18 protein-coding genes are annotated in these 19,010 nt (G+C 71.2%); 15 read left to right on the top strand and 3 right to left on the bottom strand.

Going from position 1 to position 19,010, the window contains the following annotated elements:
• Positions 1-14: 14 nt before the first annotated feature.
• Positions 15-485 (bottom strand): RICIN domain-containing protein, encoded by a 471-nt coding sequence (locus tag KUF83_RS40300; RefSeq protein ID WP_217460075.1) that lies wholly within the window; start codon positions 483-485, stop codon positions 15-17.
• Positions 486-891: 406 nt separating this feature from the next.
• Between KUF83_RS40300 and KUF83_RS40305 the strand changes: the two genes are divergently transcribed.
• From KUF83_RS40305 to KUF83_RS40335, 7 genes are all read left to right on the top strand, one after another.
• Positions 892-1,068 (top strand): hypothetical protein, encoded by a 177-nt coding sequence (locus KUF83_RS40305; RefSeq protein WP_217460076.1) that lies wholly within the window; start codon positions 892-894, stop codon positions 1,066-1,068.
• Between the two features lie 173 nt (positions 1,069-1,241).
• On the top strand, positions 1,242-1,598 hold the full coding sequence (locus KUF83_RS40310; RefSeq protein ID WP_217460077.1) for a lasso peptide biosynthesis protein: 357 nt from the start codon (positions 1,242-1,244) through the stop codon (positions 1,596-1,598).
• A complete protein-coding gene (locus KUF83_RS40315) occupies positions 1,592-3,097 on the top strand; it encodes a hypothetical protein (RefSeq protein WP_217460078.1) in 1,506 nt (501 codons plus the stop codon). The genes KUF83_RS40310 and KUF83_RS40315 overlap by 7 nt, the downstream gene beginning before the upstream one ends.
• Positions 3,098-3,102: 5 nt before the next feature.
• Positions 3,103-3,360: an actinodefensin-associated protein B gene (adfB, locus tag KUF83_RS40320; protein WP_217460079.1), complete on the top strand. Its 258-nt coding sequence runs from the start codon at positions 3,103-3,105 to the stop codon at positions 3,358-3,360.
• 6 nt (positions 3,361-3,366) lie between these two features.
• Positions 3,367-4,155 carry a hypothetical protein gene (locus KUF83_RS40325; protein ID WP_217460080.1) on the top strand — a complete coding sequence of 263 codons (789 nt, stop codon included), beginning with the start codon at positions 3,367-3,369 and terminating at the stop codon, positions 4,153-4,155.
• Positions 4,156-4,216: 61 nt separating this feature from the next.
• Entirely contained in the window at positions 4,217-6,364 is a 2,148-nt protein-coding gene (locus KUF83_RS42490; protein WP_308403390.1) for a prolyl oligopeptidase family serine peptidase, read from the top strand.
• 3 nt (positions 6,365-6,367) lie between these two features.
• Positions 6,368-8,428: an ABC transporter ATP-binding protein gene (locus KUF83_RS40335; protein ID WP_217460081.1), complete on the top strand. Its 2,061-nt coding sequence runs from the start codon at positions 6,368-6,370 to the stop codon at positions 8,426-8,428.
• 18 nt (positions 8,429-8,446) lie between these two features.
• Here the strand turns inward: KUF83_RS40335 and KUF83_RS40340 are convergent, their stop codons facing one another.
• The gene (locus tag KUF83_RS40340; protein WP_217460082.1) at positions 8,447-9,385 is read right to left on the bottom strand and encodes a helix-turn-helix transcriptional regulator; all 939 of its coding nucleotides are present in this window, start codon (positions 9,383-9,385) and stop codon (positions 8,447-8,449) included.
• A 317-nt stretch (positions 9,386-9,702) separates the two neighbouring features.
• Between KUF83_RS40340 and KUF83_RS40345 the strand changes: the two genes are divergently transcribed.
• The 6 genes from KUF83_RS40345 to KUF83_RS40370 all read left to right on the top strand — a co-directional run bounded on the left by KUF83_RS40345 (position 9,703) and on the right by KUF83_RS40370 (position 17,035).
• On the top strand, positions 9,703-13,725 hold the full coding sequence (locus KUF83_RS40345) for an XRE family transcriptional regulator (RefSeq protein WP_217460083.1): 4,023 nt from the start codon (positions 9,703-9,705) through the stop codon (positions 13,723-13,725).
• Positions 13,726-14,149: 424 nt separating this feature from the next.
• Positions 14,150-14,575 (top strand): STAS domain-containing protein, encoded by a 426-nt coding sequence (locus KUF83_RS40350; RefSeq protein WP_217460084.1) that lies wholly within the window; start codon positions 14,150-14,152, stop codon positions 14,573-14,575.
• Between the two features lie 56 nt (positions 14,576-14,631).
• A complete protein-coding gene (locus KUF83_RS40355; protein WP_217460085.1) occupies positions 14,632-15,234 on the top strand; it encodes a hypothetical protein in 603 nt (200 codons plus the stop codon).
• Entirely contained in the window at positions 15,231-15,992 is a 762-nt protein-coding gene (locus tag KUF83_RS40360; RefSeq protein ID WP_217460086.1) for an ANTAR domain-containing protein, read from the top strand. Before KUF83_RS40355 ends, KUF83_RS40360 begins: the two co-directional genes overlap by 4 nt.
• A 78-nt stretch (positions 15,993-16,070) precedes the next feature.
• A complete protein-coding gene (locus KUF83_RS40365; protein WP_217460087.1) occupies positions 16,071-16,787 on the top strand; it encodes a GAF and ANTAR domain-containing protein in 717 nt (238 codons plus the stop codon).
• A gap of 89 nt (positions 16,788-16,876) precedes the next feature.
• Positions 16,877-17,035: a hypothetical protein gene (locus tag KUF83_RS40370; RefSeq protein ID WP_217460088.1), complete on the top strand. Its 159-nt coding sequence runs from the start codon at positions 16,877-16,879 to the stop codon at positions 17,033-17,035.
• A 158-nt stretch (positions 17,036-17,193) separates the two neighbouring features.
• Here the strand turns inward: KUF83_RS40370 and KUF83_RS40375 are convergent, their stop codons facing one another.
• Positions 17,194-17,613 (bottom strand): hypothetical protein, encoded by a 420-nt coding sequence (locus KUF83_RS40375; RefSeq protein WP_217460089.1) that lies wholly within the window; start codon positions 17,611-17,613, stop codon positions 17,194-17,196.
• A gap of 176 nt (positions 17,614-17,789) precedes the next feature.
• On the opposite strand from KUF83_RS40375, the gene KUF83_RS40380 reads away from it, so the two are divergent.
• Both KUF83_RS40380 and KUF83_RS40385 read left to right on the top strand, forming a co-directional pair.
• Positions 17,790-17,960, top strand: coding sequence for a hypothetical protein (locus KUF83_RS40380; RefSeq protein WP_217460090.1), 171 nt, complete (start codon positions 17,790-17,792; stop codon positions 17,958-17,960).
• 231 nt (positions 17,961-18,191) lie between these two features.
• Positions 18,192-19,000 (top strand): IS5 family transposase gene (locus KUF83_RS40385; protein WP_217456034.1). Its coding sequence is split into 2 segments (ribosomal slippage): positions 18,192-18,539 and positions 18,542-19,000, totalling 807 coding nucleotides; the frame shifts between segments, so codons are not numbered across the junction.
• The last annotated feature ends 10 nt before the right edge of the window (positions 19,001-19,010 follow it).

Here is a 19,010-nt window from a genome sequence, read left to right on the forward strand (position 1 = left end):
CGAGTGACAGGACGTCAGACCCAGTCCTGGTACAGGCCGCCGTTGCAACGGGTGGTGCGGAATCCGCTGTCGTCGCTGTCGTCGATGCAGCGGTCGGTGTACTGGTTGCGGAAGGTGAGGCGGACTTCGTGGTGGCGGACGATGTACCAGCTCACGGCTTCCGAACTGCCGCAGAACTGGGTGCTGAAACCGGCGGGGCCGTCATAGAGGCATCGCCCCGTGGCCAGGTTCTGGAAGCGGCGCGTGCCGTCGTTGAAGACGTGCACGTTCCACTTCTGGAAGTCGGTGCCGTTGCAGGGGAACGTGCGGAACCCCAGGTTGCTGTCGTCCATACACCGGTAGGTGCCCAGGCTCTGGAAGGTGTTCACTGCCAGGACCGTGGTGCCCCCGTCCTGCGACTCCTGCGCTGCCGCCGCGGTGCCCGACGCGGTGACCAGGGCGCCCGCGCACAGCGCAGCCGCAAGCAGTGCCTTCATCGACTTCATCGGCCTCATCTGGTTCCCCCATTGCTTCTGTGGTCGCTCACGTGAGGCCCAGGATGGGACCGGACGCTCCGACGGCACCAGACGTTTCAGCCCTACCTGAAACGCTTGACCTTCCTCTGCGCCCCTGGTCTCAGCCTTTGCGTGGAGGCCCATGCCCTGGAAGAGCACCGCTCACTGATCGTTGTCTTCCCGCGCCCTGATGGCTGCGCGAGAAGACTTCCGACCGGTCCGGAGGACGGGGCCGCGTCCACCATTCCAAATCTCTCGAAATGCTTGAGGAAAAACCTCTTCCCTGCAGCTCCGGCGAATTCACGAAAGGGTCTTGAAGGGTTCCCGGGAGCGTGGTTCCGTCAATGCCAAGAGGTCGGCCGAATGGTCGGCCGGTGATCCCGAGTTAGGGGATGTCATGCCTGTGACGTCACTGTCCGAGCGGCTCGCCGGAAATGGGCTTCAGCAGCATCTGCACGCGGAGGCGACTGCGGTCGAAGAGGCCTGCGTTCCGCGCTACGAGGCGTGTGCCTGGGACTCTCAGTGCTGCCACGGTCTGATCTGTGAGTGGTTCCACTGCTACCTGCAGGGCTGACAACCGGCAGGTGAGTGAACCCCGTCGGGGCGGTGGGAGCGCAACCGGCGCCCACCGCCCCGACGGAGCAGGTCGAATCGAGGGGAGACGGCAACCCTCCTCGAACAGCGCGGCAGCCTGGGGGCAACGAAATGCTGAGACTCTGGAAAGCAGCACACACGGCACAGGAATTCGTGGAATCCGCCCGTCAGGACAGCGGCACGTACGAACTCGAATGGCCGCCTGTGCACAGGAAATTCGGCGACCGAACACGCGGCGCGCCGTTCGCGGTGGCCAGACTGCGAGTGGCCGAAAGAATGCTCATGGGTTTTCTCGACCCGGTGGAGGACGCGTTGTTCGTCACCGCCGGCCTCAACTCTCTCGGGTATCCGGCCTCGTTCCACCTCGGCCGGGAAACGGCCCCGGTCGTGGCGCCCGGGGGTTTCTACGCCTGGGTGCAGTGCGGTGGGTCCGTGGTGAGCACGACACTGCCCGTCCGAGAGGAGTACACCGAGGTGCTGCGCACCGGGAACAGGGGACTGCCGTGCTGAACGTCGTCACCTCGGACGGGCACGGCGCCGTCCGTTGCACCCCGCCGCGGCAGACCCCCGCGGCGGCCGATGTGACCGCGGTCATGAGCCCCGCGGGCTTCACACTGGAACGGGCGGGGCTCGGGGAAGGCGACGTGTACTACCGCGTCGGCCTCGGACGGCTGGAGTGGAGCGAGGATCCGGCCGACCTCGCCGAGGGGCCCGACGGGAACCTGCCGACCGCGGCTTCCGGCGGGCGCCTGCCCGGAGCCGGCACATTGCTCGCTCTGATCCACGGCCTGGCCCCTCCCCCGGACGCCACCCCTCTACCCGGGGTACGTCGACTGGCGCTGGGCACAACGGTGCACGTGGGCCCAGAAGGTGTCGTCGTCTCCCGCCGGCGCCCCACTCTCCCCGACGGACCGGCCGACCTGCTCGGGGCGGTGGCCGACGTCCTGGGCGCCGCACCCGACGACTACGCCATCGCCTACGGCGGAGGCCTGTCCTCGGCCTTCCTCGCGGTCGCCGCCCTGGCCGCCGGCCACCGGCCACGGCTGCTCCACGCGGACCTGGGCCTCCCTGGCCACCGACCGGCCCCGGCCGTCATCCCCGGACTGTCCGTCTCGCACGTACCGGTCGATGTGTTCGACCTGCTCGACCACCACCGGGCTCCCCTCGGCGGGCTGCTGCCCGTCCTGCCCGACGTCGAACTGCCCCGCAGGCTGGCCGTCGCCCTCACCGCGGCGGCGGGGCGGCCTCTGGCGTCGGCCGTGCTCCTGGAGGACCTTGTCGGCGTCAAACTGTCGGACGTCGACAGGGGCCCCCGTGACTGGCGGCTGCTGACCTGCGAACCCTTCCATCTGTCCGGCGTCCTGCCTTCCCTGCGGGAGGCGGCCGACCTTCTGGAGCAGGGCGTGGTGCGCAGCGACGGGCCCGGGCAGGCCACCCCCGACGACCAACAGGCTCCCGACGGGCCTCCGCCGACTCCGCTGGGCAGGCGCGACCTCCCCGTGCTGACCCAGAAGGGCCGGGTCGCCCTTCAGACGGTCCAGCAGGCATCGCTGTCCGTCTGGAAGGACCATCTGGATCTGCTGGGCCCCCTTCTGGGCCGCGCCGACGCCGGCCTGGCCGAGCGGGTGCCCCGGGGCGGTCTGGTCCTTCCCGCTCTCGACCCGGCCGTCCTGGGCGCTGTGCAGGCTCTGCCCTCCGAACGGCGCGGCCGTATCTCCCGGGGGCTGTTCCGCAACAACCGTCCGATGGCCGCGGCGGTCGCCCGCCACCGGGTGCGCGGACTGCGGCTCGCCTCGTCCTCGTTCGATCTCCGGCTCGCGGCGGCTGCCTATCTGCACAGCGAGAGCGCCAAGATCGTCATCGAGCTGGAGCGGGAAAGCGCCCTCGCGGACATGGGACTGATCGACGTCGACGCGGTGACCGGCCTCCTGAAGAGGGGCCCCGATTGTGCCGACCACGCCCTGCCGCTGCTGCGACTGCTGTGGATCGACCGATGGCTGAAGGGCTGACCGCCATGACCACCTCCACCGACAGCCCTGCCCGCCGTGTCGTCCTCGGCCCCGGAGTACGGCTCACCCACCTGCTGTTCGGGGGCGCCGTCCTGCTGAACGAGAAGACCTTGGCGCTCGCCGAGTGCACCGAACGCGACGCGGCAGTGATCGAGCGCCTGCTGTCCGGCGAACACCCCGGCCCCGACGACACGGACGCACGCCGGCTGACCCGTGACCTTCTGCGATCCCAATGGCTCGTCGTCACAGACGAAGTGAAGTGAGGTTCCATGTCCTCCCGACTCCCGCAGGCGGCGCTGGCCGCGCTGGCCGGACCGCTGCTCGTCGGCGGCGCCGCGAAGCTCCTCACACCCGTGTCCCGACTGGCGTGGCCCTACCGCACCGGACCCCTGCGCGCCCCTCACGGACCCCGTCTGGCAGGCGGTGCCGAACTGGCGGCGGCGACCGCGCTGGTCCTGCTGCCCGGCCGCGCGGCCCCCGCCGCCGCCATGATCACCTACGGCACGCTGACCGTCGTGGCGCAGTCCCTGGACGGACAGCGCTGCGCATGCTTCGGCGCCGCCCGGCTGGCAACCGTGGGCCGGGCACACATCGGCGCCAACGCCCTGGGCAGTGCGGTGGCGGCGACTCTGCTCACCGCCGACCTGCCCGCCCGGCCGCGCCTGCGCGGAGCCGCCGCGGTACTGGCCGCCGCCACGACGGCGGCCGCCGTGCTCCTGGCCGACCGGCGGCGGGCAAAGGCGGAGGAGACCGTGGCGCACTGCGCGGAAGCCGTGGCCGGCGTGCAGCTCTACGTATCGGACAACTGCCCCGCGTGCCGGGCGCTCAAGCAGCTGATCGGTGCGATGGAACCGGTGCGCCAGGACCGCGTGAGCATGACCGTGGTCAGCAGCGGCAGCGAACTCCCGCCCGGGATGGCGGACATGTCAGTGCCGTGCGCCATGCCGGTCGACGCGGCAGGCGCCCCCGTCTGCGCGCCCGTCTCCGGGATAGGGGCGGTCAAGGCCCTGATCGACACCGTCGTCATCGCCGGACCGGACGCACCACATGCCACCTGAACCCCCCTGGACCGCCGGGTCTGCCGGGTCTGCCGGGTCCGGCACACCCGACCGCGAAACCGTGCACTTCCGGCCCGACCTGTCCGCCTGGGCCGTGCTCGGCGCCGCCGAACTGCCCTCCGTGGCCGACCACCACCCACGCACCGCCTACTGGCGGGACCTGCCAGTGGACCCTGCCCTGACCGGTGTGACGCCGATCCGCGCCCGGCACGCGGACGTGGTGCTCGACGGCTCCCCGGTATCCACTCCGTGGCGGCTGCCGCTGCGCACCGTCCTGTCGGCGGGAATCGCCTGGCACCCACAGCTGCCTCTCGTAGCAGGCCTCGTCCAGCGGGACGACCGCCTGCATCCGTGGGTCGCCGACTACACGGCCCGTCGCCTGACCGTCCACCAGCGGGTACGGGCCGCGCTCTCCCTGGCCTGCCGCCGACCGGGCCGGCCGGCCCTCTCCTGGTGCCAGGACGGACGGCTGACCCTGCTGACACTTCCTGCCCCCGCGGCGAGCGGCCCCGAGCCCCAGGTCGAGAGCAACGATCCCGAGGTGTGGCAGCCAGTGGCGCTCGAGGCCACCGGGCCCGGGCATGTCGCGTTCGTCCCCGGCCATGCCGAACTCCTCCGCCTGGCCGGTGCCTCGGTGTCCGTCCTCGACACGGCCACCGGAGCCCTGCGTTCGCTGACCCCGCCGCTGCTCGTAGGGGGCCTCGAACCCTCCCCGAACGGACGCGCGCTGCTGGTGGAGCACGCCACCTCGGCCGACGACGGTTCGGCGGAGCAGTCACCGGGATCCGGCGACGGGCTCGGCTGGTCCCGGGCGGTGCTGCGGACCGACAGCGGCTCCTGGGCGCCGGTACCGGTCACCACACGCTGGGCCGGCGGGAGCGGCGAAACCACCGCGTCGAGCAGAACCGTCGAAGGCGGCACGGCGATCGAGTTGCGCGCACCGCACGAAACCCAGGGGCAACACCCCGCCGCCGTACCGATGATCACCCACGAGGACGACGACCCACCCCTTTGGTGGCGCTGCCTGACGGTGGGCCCCGACACGGCCGTTGTGAGCCGCCACCGCACCTCGCTGCGCCTGTACGGAGGCGACGACGCCCTCCAAGTGGCGCTGCCCGGCGCGCTCGGCAGACTGAGCACACCGACAGCCGAACACGACGCCGCGGGCGTCGTCGTCGCCTGCGTACAAGGCGGCGGGGCCGGATTCCTCCGGCTGGCCCACGGCGAGCCGGAGGCCGTCGTCACCGCCGAGTCACCGCCCGAAGGTGGCGAGGGGCCCCTCGAAGCCAGCTGGACGACGATCGAGGACGGCGTTCCCCACCTCCTCACGCGCAGGGCGGGACGCTTCGACCGCTACGAACTGCGCGACGGGCGCCTCGAACCTGTGAGTGGAGCCGCCCTCCCCCAGTTGCGCCCGGCCGCGGACCGCGGCCGCGCGCGCACGGTGTCCCCCACGCTCGTCCTGTCCCCGCCGCCCGGCGGGCGCGGTGCCCGGCTGACCCGCGTCGACGTCCCGGCCCGCGAGGCGGGCGCGGCGGCGCGACTGCTCTGGATCCAGGTACGCCGGAGCACGGGCGATTCGGCGGGCGCGGCCCCGCCGGCCGACACCTCCGCGCTGCGGACGTCCGGCTGGCTGCTCGATCTCCCCCTCTCCTGGCCGTCCGACGCCGAGCCCGCCGATGTCCGGCGGCAGATCGTTCACGCGGTCGGCCAGTCCCTGACGAAGATACGAGAACAGACCTCGTGTGAGGAGCCCGTCGTGGTCGGCGGGCACAGCTTCGCCGCCACGGTCGCCCTGCACGCGCTCGCCCACTGCCCGGGGCTGGCGGGCGCCATAGCCCACAGCGGCTGCTACAACCGAACCCTGACCCCGGAGGGCTTCCAGTACGAGCGACGGAGCTACTGGCAGGTCCCCGAGCTCTACCGTGCGTTCAGCGCCCTCGACTTCGCCGACCGCCTCAAGCGGCCGGTTCTGCTCGTGCACGGCCTCGACGACACCAATGTGGCCACTCCGCCGGACCAGGCGGTGGCCCTGTACCGGGCCGTCGTCGCCAACGGCGGGCGGGCCCGGCTCGCTCTCCTGCCGCACGAGGGACACACCTTCCGTCACCGCGAAAGCCTGGAGACCGTCACACGAGAGCACGAGGCGTGGCTGACGGCCTGCGCCACACCCTCCGCCCGCCGGACGGACCGCTCGGAAAGGACCTGATCGATGGCAGTAGTCGGCCCGGAACGCCCAGAGGTAAAACCGGCGGAGGCAGAGGCCGGGCCACCGGAGGCAGCCGGCGACGAGCCCGTCGACACCGCGCGGATCAGCACCGCCGATTTGATGCGGGCCAGCGCGTACATGGTGCGGATGGCATGGCAGGCGGACCGCCGGCGGCTGACCGGCATCGTCGCCGTACAACTGCTCACAGCGGCAGGGTTGGCCGCACTGGTGCTGGTTCTGCGGAACACGCTGGGTACGGCGTCCCTGGCCGCCGGTCCGGGCGGGCCGTCCGGGGACGGGCTGATCCTCGCCCTGTGCGGGCTGGTGGCCCTCGCGTCCGTCGGCGGCATCCTGCGTACGGTCGCGAGCGGCTGGCAGCGGGTGCTGACGGTGAAGGTCGACCGGCACATCATGTCCGCGGTGCTGAGAAGCGCGGCGCGGTCCGACCTCGCCCGCTTCGAGGAACCTGCGTTCCACGACGGCCTGAAGCAGGCTGTCTTCGCGTCCCGGTCCCAACCTGTGATGGTGGTGACGGCACTGATCGGCGCGTTGCAGGCGCTGCTGAGCATGGCCGCGGTGGGAGCCGCGTTCGCCGTCATGACCTGGTGGCTGCTCCCGTTCGTCTTCCTGGCGGTGCTGCCCGTACTCAAGGCGGCCCGGGACGAACGCGACGCCGACCACCGCCTGCACGGACGGCTCGCGGAGGGCCGCCGGGCGCGTGAGTACCTCGAACACCTCCTGGTCGGGCAGGACGCGGCCAAGGAGATCCGGGCCCTGGACCTCGGGGACACCCTGCGCGGACGATGGAACAGCCGATACGCCGAGGAGATCGCCGGCACCACCGAGATGCAGCGTCGGCACACTCGCCGGAAGCTGCTCGCGCGGCTCATCGGCGATGTCGTCTTCGTCGCCGTCATCGGTGCCATGTGGTGGACGGTGCGCAGCGGCGGCATGGCCCTGCCCACCGCGCTGGCCGCCCTGGCGGCGTTGCTCATGCTCGCCACCCGCGTGCAGATGCTCGGGTACCTCTTCAACAACATCGGTGCCGCCGCCGTGTATGTGAAGGACATCCGCACCTTCACACGGGACGGCGTCCGCACTTCCACAAACGACAGGACGTACGCCCAGGGCCAGGACGACACGGACCGCGGGCACGCCGCCGTGGCGGGCGGGAGCCGATCTGCGATTACCTCCGCGGAGAAGCCTGTGGCGGGCACACCGCAGAAGGCGGGAACGCCGGAGAGGCCCGCCTTCTCCTCCGTGAGCACCGAGAACCTCTCCTTCACCTACCCGGGCTCCACCGCGTCGGCGCTGCACGACGTATCGATCGAGCTGGCCGCCGGTGAACTGGTCGCCGTCGTGGGAGCGAACGGATCAGGCAAGACGACGCTGGCGAAAATTCTCGCCGGACTCTACGAGCCCGACGGCGGATCCCTGCTGTGGAACGGACTTGGCGCCTCCCGCCCCGGCAAGCGGCGAGCCGCGACCGCGATGGTCTTCCAGGACTTCGTCCGCTTCAAACTCCCCGCACGCGACAACATCGCCTTCGGTCGCCCCGAAGTGCCCTTCGATCCGGACGCCGTCGACCGCGCGGCGGCCGACGCCGGGGCAGGCGGCATCATCCAGGGACTGCCGTCGGGTTACGACACCGTCCTGAGCAAGGAGTTCAGCGACGGGGCGGATCTCTCGCTGGGCCAGTGGCAGCGGTTGGCGCTGGCCCGCGCCTTCTACCGGGACTCGCCCCTCCTCATCCTGGACGAGCCGACGGCCTCCCTCGACCCGCAGGCGGAGGCCGACCTCTTCGGCCGTATCCGCAGCCTGTTCGCCGGCCGGGCGGTGCTGGTGATCTCCCACCGGTTCTCCAACGTCCGGGACGCCGACCGGATCTACGTCATGGAGTCCGGCCGGGTCATCGAGCACGGCAGCCACGACGAGCTGACAGCGGCGGGCGGCACCTACGCCCGGCTGTTCCGGCTCCAGGCGGAGGCATACCAGCACGGCCGCCGTGGACGAGGCCGCACGGGGCGGGGGCACCGCGGCGGGACGGCCGCCACGCTGTCCTGAGCGCCGTCCGTCACCGGCTCAGGACGCGAGGACTCCGAGCAGCCGTTCGCCGCGCCGGGTCAGCAGCAGCCGCACCTGCTGCCCCTGACGCTTGCGCCGGACGAGCCCGGCCGCTTCAAGGAGCTTGCAGTGATGGGTTGTGGCTCCGGGCGCACAGCACAGCAGGGAGCTCACCTCCCCCATGGTCAGCCCCCGGTGTGCGAGACGCATGACCCTGGCGCGCATCCCGCCGAGCACCGCCTCCAGCGGGTCGAGGGCACGGCGGTCCGAGGTGGCGGCACCGGATGCCAGGTCCCGCAGGCCCGGTACGGGGTAGCCGATCCAGCTCGGGCCCTGCCGGCCCAGGGCGAGCACGGAGGCCGTGGTACCGGACACCAGGGGAACGAGCAGGAGCCTGCGGTCGGGTAGTTCCCATGCGTCCCGGCCCGTGCCGCGGCCCGGCAGGGACAGCCCTTCGCGGGTACGGCGGACGCGCGGCCCCAGAGTCGCGAGTGCGGAGTCGAGTGTTCCTGTGACCGTGGCGACGCCGATGCGTTCCGCCTCGAGTTCGAGAAGGTGCCGCGACCGTCGCCACATCGGCGCGAACGCCGCCCAGATGCTCGCCATCGCCTCGACATAGCCGTGGATGAAGGGCGCCGGCCTGTCGAGGACGCGCAGCCAGGCGGGCGGAACCCCGTCCGGAAACCGCTCGGTCACCTCGGCGGCGAGTTGCTCCGGTGTGGCCGCGGCCATCCGGTCGAGCTGCTCGGGCACCGCGTTCGTGTCGAGCGGGAGGGGCGACATACAGTCCGGCAGCCACAGCCCGTGGCTCTCTCGCGCCGGGCCCAGCGCCTGCGCTGTGCCGCTCGGACACGCGGCGCGTGCCGCCGACCGCCACCCGGGCGGCAGGCCCTGGCCCGCCGCGCCGACGACGTCGGCCAACAGCGAGAGCACCGTGGGCAGAGGCTGTCGGCCCACGGACACCTTCAGGTCTTCCACCGGCCCCAGTCGCAACACCGATTGGTTCACTTCTTCCCCCTCAGGAATGGGGTCCGCAGCGGTGTTCGTGCTGTGGTCTGTGCCGGTGCGACCCCTGGTGTGCCGGGCATGACGGACGGTGTCCGGTCGCCCCAAGTGCGGCCGAACACCGGCTTCAGGTTTAGCGGGTTCGGGGTTGTTCGAGTTCGAGGCCTGGTGCCGAACAAACAAGCCCTGAAAAATACGATGCCGCAGTGCAGGGTGTGGCACGAACGGGGAGCCACGGGAGCTGCGGGAACCACCGGGGAGGTGCGGCGATGCCGCGCAGGGAACAACCGCTGAGCGCTGGGAGCGGTCCGCTGTTCGCATTTGCCACGGAGCTACGGCAGTTGAGACGCAAGGCGGGAAATCCGCCGTACCGCAGGCTGGCGGAGCAGGCTCACTATTCGATTTCGACCCTGTCCTCCGCCGCCTCCGGACAGCGGTTGCCGACGCTGGCTGTGACCCTGGCGTACGTGCACGCCTGCGACGGGGACGTCGAGGAGTGGCGCAAGCGCTGGCGGGCGGCCGCGGAGCTTCTGGGCGAGGTGGAGTCCGAGCCGGGGGCCGAGGGCGGGCCGGTTCCGCCGTACGCGGGGCTGCGGTCCTTCCGGAAGCAGGACGCCGAGTGGTTCTTCGGGCGGGAACGGCTGCTGGAGGAGCTGGTCGGGCGGCTGGAGCGGCAGCGGTTCGTGATGGTCATCGGGACTTCGGGGTCGGGCAAGTCGTCGCTGTTGCGCGCCGGGCTGGTGCCGCACCTCGAGGCGGCCGGGTCGACGACGGTCGTACTGACACCGGGGGCGCGGCCCCTGGAGGAGTGCGCAGTGCGGCTGGGGAAGATGGCGGGCCTCACCCCGGGTGCCCTGTACGAGGAGTTGAGGGAGGACCCGAAGAACCTGGGGCGCCTGGTGCGGCAGATCACCGCACGGTCCGGCCCGACGGACGGGAACGGGGGTGGGGGCGGGGGTGACTGCGGGGACGGCGAACTGGTGCTGGTCGTCGACCAGTTCGAGGAAGCCTTCACCCTCTGTCAGGACACCGCCGAACGGGACGTGTTCATCGAGGCCCTCGTCTCGGCCGCCTCGGACGACGGCGGCCGATGTCGCGTCGCGCTGGGAGTACGCGCCGACTTCTACGCGCACTGCACACGCCACGCGCCCCTGGTGGAGGCGATCCGAGACGCGCAGGTCCCCGTCGGGCCGATGAGCCTGGACGAGCTGCGCCGTGCCGTGGTGCAGCCCGCTCAGCGGGCCGGGCTGACCATCGAGGGTGCGCTCCTGGCGACGCTCATCGCGCAGGCGCACGGCCAGGCAGGCGTGCTGCCGCTCCTGTCGCACGCACTGCTGCAGACCTGGCGGCGACGGCGGGGCACCACACTGACCCTGGACGCCTTCGAGGCGGCGGGCGGCCTGGAGGGCGCCCTGGCGCGCACCGCCGAGGAGTTCTACCAGGAGCTGGCCGCGGGACGGCAGAAGCTGGCCCGGCAGGTGTTCGTACGGCTGACCGCGCTGGGGGACGGCACGGAGGACACCCGGCGCCCGGCCCGCCTGGAGGAGCTGACCGGGTTGGCCGGGCGAGGTGAAGGCGACAGCGGAGACGACGGCGGCGAGGTGCGTGCCGTACTGGAGCTGGCGGCAGCCGCCCGACTGCTGACCCTGGACCGCGAGCGGGTGGAACTGGCCCACGAGGCGCTGATCCGCTGCTGGCCCCGCCTGCACGGCTGGCTGACCGAGGACCGTGAGGCCACCCGGACCGCGCGCCACCTCACCGACGCCGCCCAGACCTGGGAGGCGCTGGGCCGGGAACCCGGCGCCCTCTACCGCGGCACCCGCCTCGCCCTGGCCGCCGGGCTCGACCGTACGACGATGTCCGTGCCGGAGCGGGAGTTCCTCGACGCCGGTCTGGCCGCCCGGGCGGCGGAACACGCCGCGGTGCGGCGCCGGGCGCGATTCCGGCGCCTGGGCCTGGGGTTGTTGAGCGTCCTGCTCGTACTGACCACCACGACCGCGGCTCTCGCCGTCCGGGCGCAGCGAGCGGCGGACCAGCAGCGTGACGTGGCCGGTTCCCAGCGGGTCGCCGAACGGGCCGCGGCGCTGCGGACGGTCAACCCGGCGCTGGCCGCCCAGTTGAGCCTGGCCGCCTACCGCCTGTCGCCCACCCCCGAGGCGCGCGGCAGCCTACTCAGCTCCTTCGCCACTCCTTACGCGACCCAGCTGACCGGCGAACAGGGCGCCGTCACCGCGGTGGCGTTCAGCGCCGACGGCCGCGTCCTGGTCACCGGCGACGCCGACCGGACCGTGCGACTACGACGGGTGCCTGATCCGCACCGGCCGGCCGGTGCGGTCACGCTGGGGCGCATCGGCGGCATCGTACGCACGGTCGCCGTGAGCCCCGACGGGCGGCTTGTGGCAGCCGGGGGCGAGGACGGCACGACGACGGTGTGGGACATCGGCGACCCACGGCGGCCCCGGCTCGCGGCACGACTGCCGGGCGGCGCCGGTCCGGTCGTCGGGGTGACGTTCGGCTTCGGGGCCGGCTCTGACGGGCGTACCCTCGCGGTCGCCGCACGTGACGGAATCCAGGTGTGGCGGCTGTCGAATCCGCGCCGGCCGCGCGGCCTCGGCACCCTGCACACGGGCTCCGACGTCACCGCGGTGGCGTTCCACCGGGACGGGCGGACGGTGGCCACGGGGCATGGCGACGGTGCGGTGCGGGTGTGGGAATCGGCGAGGTCGGGTGAGCGACTGCGTCGCCTTTCGACCGTACCCGGCCAGACGCGCAAAGCTGATCAGAACGACGAGGCCGCCAGGAAGGGCGGGACAGGCGCAGCTGACCGGAACGGCGAGACCGACACCACGGACCACGTCAGCCGCTCGGGCCGCGACGCCCGTGTCGGCCACACCGGCCAGGTGAAGGCCATGGCGTTCGCTTCCGACGGGCGTCACCTCGCCACCGGCGGCGCCGACTTCACCGTACGGCTGTGGGACGTGGGCAGGCCGGGCCCACCCCGTCAGACACAGACGCTCGCCACCCACACCGACGCGGTCAACGCCGTCGCTTTCAGTCCCGACGGGCGTCAACTGGCCACGGCCGGCAGCGACGCGACCGTACGCCGGTGGAATGTGAGCCGTTCCGGAACCGCGCGCGAAGCGGCGGTGCTCTCGGGGCACACCGGCAGCGTCGGTTCGCTGGCCTTCGGCCCCGGGGGCCGCACGCTGGCCAGCGGCAGCGAGGACCAGAGCACCCGCCTGTGGGACCTGCCCGGCCCCGCACTGACCGGCCACACCAGTTCCCTCTGCTCCCTCGCCTTCAGCCCCGACGGCCGCCTGCTCGCAAGCGCCAGCTACGACGGCACCGTGCGCCTGTGGAACCTCGCGGACAAGCGCCGCCCACGCGAACTGCCCCCGCTCACCGGCCACACCGGGCCCGTCCAAGCGGTCGCCTTCCACCCCGACGGCCGCACCCTGGTCAGCGCCGGCGCCGACGGCACCCTGCGGCTGTGGGCCCTGGGAGCGGCAGACGGCCGCCGCGCCCGCCCGCTGAGCGCGGTCCCCGCCAGGATCGGCACGGTCAACACGCTCGCGTTCAGCTCCGACGGACGCACCTTGGCCACCGGCGGCGAGCAGGGCACCGTACGCCTCTGGGACACGACGGACGTCCACCGTCCCCGTCCGCTGTCCGCCCTGCGTGGAACCGGTGCGGTGGACTCCGTGGCGTTCGCCCCCGACGGCCGCACCCTGGCCGTGGCCGGCCGAGACCGCACGGCCGCTCTCTGGGACGTGACCAGCCGACGGCACCCGTCCCGCCTGGCGGCTCTCACCGGCCACACCGGCGCGGTGAAGTCGGTCGCCTTCGCCCCCGACGGGCGCACCCTGGCCACCGGCAGCGAGGACCGCACCGTACGCGTCTGGAACCTCACCGACCTGCGCCACCCGTTCTCCCGCGATCGCCTGACCGGCTATACCGATGGCGTGATGTCCGTCGCCTTCGCTCCGGACGGCCTGGGGCTGGCCGCCGCGAGCTCCGACAAGAAGGTGCGGATGTACAGCCTGACGGCCCGCGGCGAGGTCCGGGAACCCGTGCTGCTGACCGCCCACACCAAGCCGGTGGACAGCCTCGCTTTCAGCCCGGACGGACGCACCCTGGCCACCGGCAGCCAGGACTGGACCGTCCTGCTCTGGGACCCCGACACCGAACGCGCCGCGTCCCGGATCTGCGCCACGGCCTTCCCAACGATCACCCGCGCCGAATGGCGTCAGTACTTCCCTCAATGGACGTACCGGCCACCGTGCGGGAGTTGAGGGCGGGCCGGCTCGCAGGGGATACGGCCCGGGCGGGCCCCGGCCGTATCCACACCGGCCCAAGTACCGTGCGGGGCGCCGCACATGCGCGAGCCGCCACGCTGTGACACCGTCCGCATCCTGAGATGGGGCGGCTTCGGGCCGTCTGTCGCGCTGGGCCAGGGCTATGCTGCAGTAAAGGCGTCCCAGACCCCGGCGGCTTGTCGTTCCACGACACAGATGGCTGCGGGGAGTGGACCTTTCGTCCGTCACCCGGCGCATCCCTGGAGGGAACCGGGTGGATCCTCTGTCTTGTTGCGAGGTTCTCGGACCGGCCCTCGTTCTGCCTCCGCCGGACGTACGCCCCTGCCGACAGCGCACCAGGAGGGGCCGGGAAACCCGGTGTCCCCATCTCGCTGCCGGGTGGTCTCCGAACCGAGGCGTCATGCCTGTCCCACAGCTCACCAATTGCCGCCATGACCGACGGAAACGGGCACTCATCACGCTGGCAGGTGAGATCGGCCTGGAATCGGCACCGCTCCTGCGCGCGGCACTGGCGCGATGCCTGAGCGACGGCATCCGCATCGTCGATGTCGACCTCACCCCCGTGACCTTCTGCGACGGCGGCGGCCTCAACGCCTTCCTCTACACCGAGCAGCGGACCACCGAAGCCGGCGGGATCCAACGGCTACATGACCCACCAACGTCAGTGGAGCGGATCATCGAGCTCACCGCCTGCGGGTTCCCGCTTCCCGGCCTTCCGCTCCGGCATCTGACACCGTCTCTCGGGGACGTCCCTGCCCCGGCCGCTCCAGGCCTGCCGCACCGGAGCGTTCCGCCGGCGCCCGTCCTCTCCGGCGATGCGCGGTGAAGGCCCGGCCCAGGCAGGGGCAGCCACGCAAACCCCCTGCAGGCAAGCCGTCGGCCATGGACGCGGTGCGGTTGCGCCGCGTGAACCGCTGGCTGGCGCAGGGCCTGAGCGGAAAGCTCGCGGATCTGTACGTCGGCTCCCGTGAGACGTCCGCCCGCGGGCCATACCGCAGCAGCCGCCAGGCCTTCCTGAACCGTCTCACCGGTGACATCCGCCGACCGGGGTTCGCCATGGTGATCGCGGAGACGGACCACCTGGTGGGATGTGCCTTCGGGTGCCCGGTGAGCCGTAACGGCTTCTGGTGGCTCGGGTTCGACGGAGCACTACCGCGGAGCATCGAACAGCTCACCGCCTCCGGCGGCGTCTTCGCGATCACCAGCATCCTGGTCCAGCCACACCCACAGGACCAGGACGTCGCCCGCCATTTGCAGGAGCGGCTGCTGAGCGACCACCAGGCATCTCTCGGCGCCACCTTGGTGGATAAGAACGATCACCCGACCCTCGCCTCACTCCGCTCCTGCGGATGGCTGCACGTCGGAGTGATGCGGCGGCCAGCGGGCCCAACCATGTTCCACGCGCTGGTACTCCCCCTCGGGGAACGCACCACGGCGCGACTGGAGGGCCTGGCACACGACGCCTGGACACCGTGGCCCGGATGAGGGCCGACAGCCGCTCGGCCCGTATCCAGGTGCTGGTCGCCGAACACGCAGCCCGACGCGGCGCCCGGCCCAGTGTGGTCGATGTGTGCGCCGCGGCCGTGGCTGCCCTCCCAGTCGGCGGAGCCGGGGTATCGGCGATGTCCCGGACCGCTGCAAGTCATCCGCTGTGCAGCACCGACACCATCAGCGAGCAACTGGAGGAGCTCCAGCTCACGCTGGGTGAAGGACCCTGCGTCGACGCCTTCACCCAGGGCTCGGCCGTTCTGACACCCGATCTGCTCACCGGTGAGCTGCAGGACCGCTGGACCGTGTTCGCCGATGCCGCCCTGGACGCCGGCGCACGCGCCGTCTTCGCTCTCCCCCTGCAGATCGGGGCGATCAGCCCGGGAGTTCTGGACCTGTACGCCAACATCCCCACCGTGCTGGACGCGGAGGAACTGGCCGACGCGCTGGCGTTCGCCGATCTCGCCACGCTGCTCCTGCTCGATGCGCGCATCGAGGAGACGGGCGCGCCGGTCGACGGACCACTGGCAGATCGAGGCTTCGAGGACCTGGGCGGATACCGGGCGGAAATCGACCAGGCCACCGGCATTCTCACCGTCCAGCTCGAAGTCGGCATCGACGAAGCCTTCGTCCGGCTGCGGGCCTACGCGTATGCACAGGGACGCCGGCTCGCCGACGTGGCCGCCGACGTGGTGGCCCACCGGCTCCGATTCTCCCCCCACACGGAGCCCAGAGGGACCGATGAGGAATCCTGACGCACCGGTGGCATCCGAAGTACGTGCAGTGCTTCCCGTCCTCTTCCGGCGGGACTGGTCTCAATCGAGGGTGACACGATGAACCAGCAACTACTGGCCAAGACCTTCGTCGAGCTGGCGGACAACCTGGTCGCCGATTTCGACCTGATCGACTTCCTGCGTCTGCTCACCGACCGCTGCGTCGGCATGCTCGGTGTCAGTGCGGCCGGGGTGCTGCTCGCCGACCGCGACGGCAAACTCCGGGTGATGGCCGCCTCCGACGAACGGGTACGCCTGCTGGAACTCTTCCAGCTGCAGAACGACGAAGGACCCTGCCTGGAGTGCTCCCGCACCGGGGTACCAGTGATCGTCCCCGACCTGACTCGCGAGGTCGACCGCTGGCCGCACTTCGCCACAGCGGCCCACCGCAGCGGATTCGGCGCCGTCCAGGCCCTGCCCATGCGCCTGCGGGACGAGACCGTCGGCGCGCTGAACCTCTTCCGGGCCGACCCCGGCCCTTTCGATCCTGCCGCCACTCTCATCGGCCAGGCCCTGGCTGACGTCGCCACCATCAGCCTCCTTCAACAACGCTCCACCCACCGCAGCACTGTCCTCAACGAACAACTCCAGACGGCGTTGAACAGCCGCGTGCTGATCGAGCAGGCCAAGGGGAAACTCGCCGAACGCCACAACATCGACATGGAACAGGCCTTCACCGCGCTGCGCGGCTATGCCCGCTCCCACAACCGCCGCCTGTCCGATGTGGCCCGGGCCTTCATCGACGACTCCGCATCCGTCCCCGGCCTGGTGGCCTGACACCGGCGCCGAGGCCGTGATCGCACGCAGCTGCCCTGGTCGAGAAGATCGCCTCCAGCCGTTGCCAGGTGGCGAGGATCAACGGCGAGATGGACTACGTGACCGACCCGGTGTGCCGTCCGCGGTTCAAGGACTGCTCTCGCTGGGCACACCCCTTCATCGCGCTGGGCCTGTCCCATGTTTCGTTCGGTGACTCAGCCGAGCTGAACGTCCTCCTCGGAGCCGGGCAGCAAGCAGCCGGCCGGTGATGGGCTGCTCCGGACCCGCCCTCCGGCGTGGGGGAACCGCACTGCCCGACTTTTGCCGAGGTCGGCGCCACAGCAAGCCCATGGCGACCGCTGCGGAGCAAGCCTGTGCGGTGTGGCAGCGCCGTCTCCGTGGGGCGCGGCATTGCCAACCTGAATCGTCATTGAGTGGCCCCGTGGCGGAACCAGTGGTGCTTGTGACGGGGGCGTTCGGCAGGGTCTGCGTCATCCCTCTCCGCCCGCCCCGTCTGCGCGCGGGCGGAGTCGCGTTCGCTGGTCGGGACGCCGCGTTCCTGTTCGGCTGCGGCTGTCTCGCGCCGCGACTGCTTGAGCCCGCGGCGTGCGGTGCGGCCGCGATGAGCGGCGTGGCGTGCGCCGGTCAGGATCAGGCTCAGCCCGAGCAGAACCGCCGCACCGACGACGATGCCGTAAAGGAAGAGGGTGCCGGTGGAGCCGGTGACGTCGACTCCGAAGACGGAGAATCCGCCGGTGAGCTCGTGGGCGCTGCCGCTGTTGGTAAGAACGCCGGCGACGCCGATGACTACCGCGGCGACGAGAATGACAAGTCCGAGGATGATCATGACGTGCTCCCGAGATTTGCTTCCTGTCCCCACGGTAGAACCGTTCTGTCCGGCAGGCCACCACCACGGGTTGCGTCTACCCTGAAATGAGGTACTGGCGAGTCCGGACGACGTCGGCACGGCTGGACAGCCCCTCCGGTCCGCCCTTCCGCCACGGCCCCAGGAGGTGTAGCGCCATGATCTTCTTCCTGGTCCTTCTCGGCGGTGCCATCGCACTGGTCGTCATCGGCGCTGCCGTCGACGGCATGCCGTATCTGATCTCCACCGGCGTGCTGCTCCTCATCATCGCCGTGCTCTACCTGCTCGCGCGCTCGGTATCGCGCTCGCGCCGCCGCCCGGCCGCCTGACGCACGATGGTGGACGACAGACCGCCGCTCCGCATGCCCGCATGTGCTCAGTGGCGGGGGCGGGACACTTCGCCGCTGTTGTGCTGACCGGTGTGGGGTGGCACCCCGGTCTCAAGAGCGAGCCTGCGGGTGCAGCCGGCAGATCTGGCCTGGGTCACCGAGTCGCAGGCGGTGCCACCGGGCAGAGGCTAAGACGACGTTTCCTTTGGCGAGGAGAGTCGTTGTGTTGGTATGACAAGTCTTGCTGAGCATCTGGTCTCGGATGAGTTGTGGGAGCTGTTTCGGCGGGTGGTGCCGGAGACGGTGGTGGTGCGTCCGCAGGGCGGGGGCCGTCGGCGGGCCGGGGACCGTGAATGCCTGACCGCGATCGTGTTCGTGGCCACGTCGGGCTGTTCCTGGCGGCAGTTGCCGCCGGTGTTCGGGCCAGTCTGGCCCACCGTCTACCGACGTTTCGCGCGGTGGACTCAGCAGCGTGTGTGGGCTCGCCTGCACCGCGTCATCCTCGATGAACTCGGTGCTCAGGGGGGATTGGACTGGTCACGATTCGCCGTGGACTCGGTCAGTGTCCGCGCCCTCAAAGGGGGCAGTTGACGGGACCGAATCCGACCGACCGCGGCAAGTTGGGATCGAAAATCCATCTTGTCGTCGACCGTGCCGGCCTGCCCGTCTCTGTCGCGATCTCGGCCGCCAACACCCACGACAGCCTGGCCCTGCAACCGCTGGTCATGGGGATCCCGCCGGTCCGCAGTCCTCGCGGTCCGCGGCGTCGCCGGCCGGCAAAGCTCCACGGCGACAAGGGCTACGACTATCCCTACCTGCGTCGATGGCTCCGTGAGCGGAACATCGTTCCTCGCATCGCCCGCCGCGGTGTCGAGAACTCACAACGCCTGGGCCGACACCGCTGGGTGGTCGAGCGCACCATGTCCTGGCTCAGCGGATGCCGCCGCCTCCACCGACGCTACGAACGCAAGCCCGAACACTTCCTGGCCTTCACCGCCATCGCCACCAGCCTCATCAACCACCGCCGACTCACCAAGTGAAACGACGTCT

Origin of the sequence: Streptomyces sp. BV286 (genome assembly GCF_019090165.1) — a bacterium.
Taxonomy (GTDB): Bacteria; Actinomycetota; Actinomycetes; order Streptomycetales; family Streptomycetaceae; genus Streptomyces.

Excerpts from the sequence above, each read along its gene's own strand:
- KUF83_RS40300 (WP_217460075.1), bottom strand. The coding sequence starts at position 485 with ATGAAGTCGATGAAGGCACTGCTTGCGGCTGCGCTGTGCGCGGGCGCC.
- KUF83_RS40335 (WP_217460081.1), top strand. The coding sequence starts at position 6,368 with ATGGCAGTAGTCGGCCCGGAACGCCCAGAGGTAAAACCGGCGGAGGCA.
- KUF83_RS40380 (WP_217460090.1), top strand. The coding sequence starts at position 17,790 with ATGATCTTCTTCCTGGTCCTTCTCGGCGGTGCCATCGCACTGGTCGTC.
- KUF83_RS40345 (WP_217460083.1), top strand. The coding sequence starts at position 9,703 with ATGCCGCGCAGGGAACAACCGCTGAGCGCTGGGAGCGGTCCGCTGTTC.
- KUF83_RS40370 (WP_217460088.1), top strand. The coding sequence starts at position 16,877 with ATGGACTACGTGACCGACCCGGTGTGCCGTCCGCGGTTCAAGGACTGC.
- KUF83_RS40375 (WP_217460089.1), bottom strand. The coding sequence starts at position 17,613 with ATGATCATCCTCGGACTTGTCATTCTCGTCGCCGCGGTAGTCATCGGC.
- KUF83_RS40365 (WP_217460087.1), top strand. The coding sequence starts at position 16,071 with ATGAACCAGCAACTACTGGCCAAGACCTTCGTCGAGCTGGCGGACAAC.
- adfB (WP_217460079.1), top strand. The coding sequence starts at position 3,103 with ATGACCACCTCCACCGACAGCCCTGCCCGCCGTGTCGTCCTCGGCCCC.
- KUF83_RS40355 (WP_217460085.1), top strand. The coding sequence starts at position 14,632 with ATGGACGCGGTGCGGTTGCGCCGCGTGAACCGCTGGCTGGCGCAGGGC.
- KUF83_RS40305 (WP_217460076.1), top strand. The coding sequence starts at position 892 with ATGCCTGTGACGTCACTGTCCGAGCGGCTCGCCGGAAATGGGCTTCAG.
- KUF83_RS40350 (WP_217460084.1), top strand. The coding sequence starts at position 14,150 with ATGCCTGTCCCACAGCTCACCAATTGCCGCCATGACCGACGGAAACGG.
- KUF83_RS40360 (WP_217460086.1), top strand. The coding sequence starts at position 15,231 with ATGAGGGCCGACAGCCGCTCGGCCCGTATCCAGGTGCTGGTCGCCGAA.
- KUF83_RS40325 (WP_217460080.1), top strand. The coding sequence starts at position 3,367 with ATGTCCTCCCGACTCCCGCAGGCGGCGCTGGCCGCGCTGGCCGGACCG.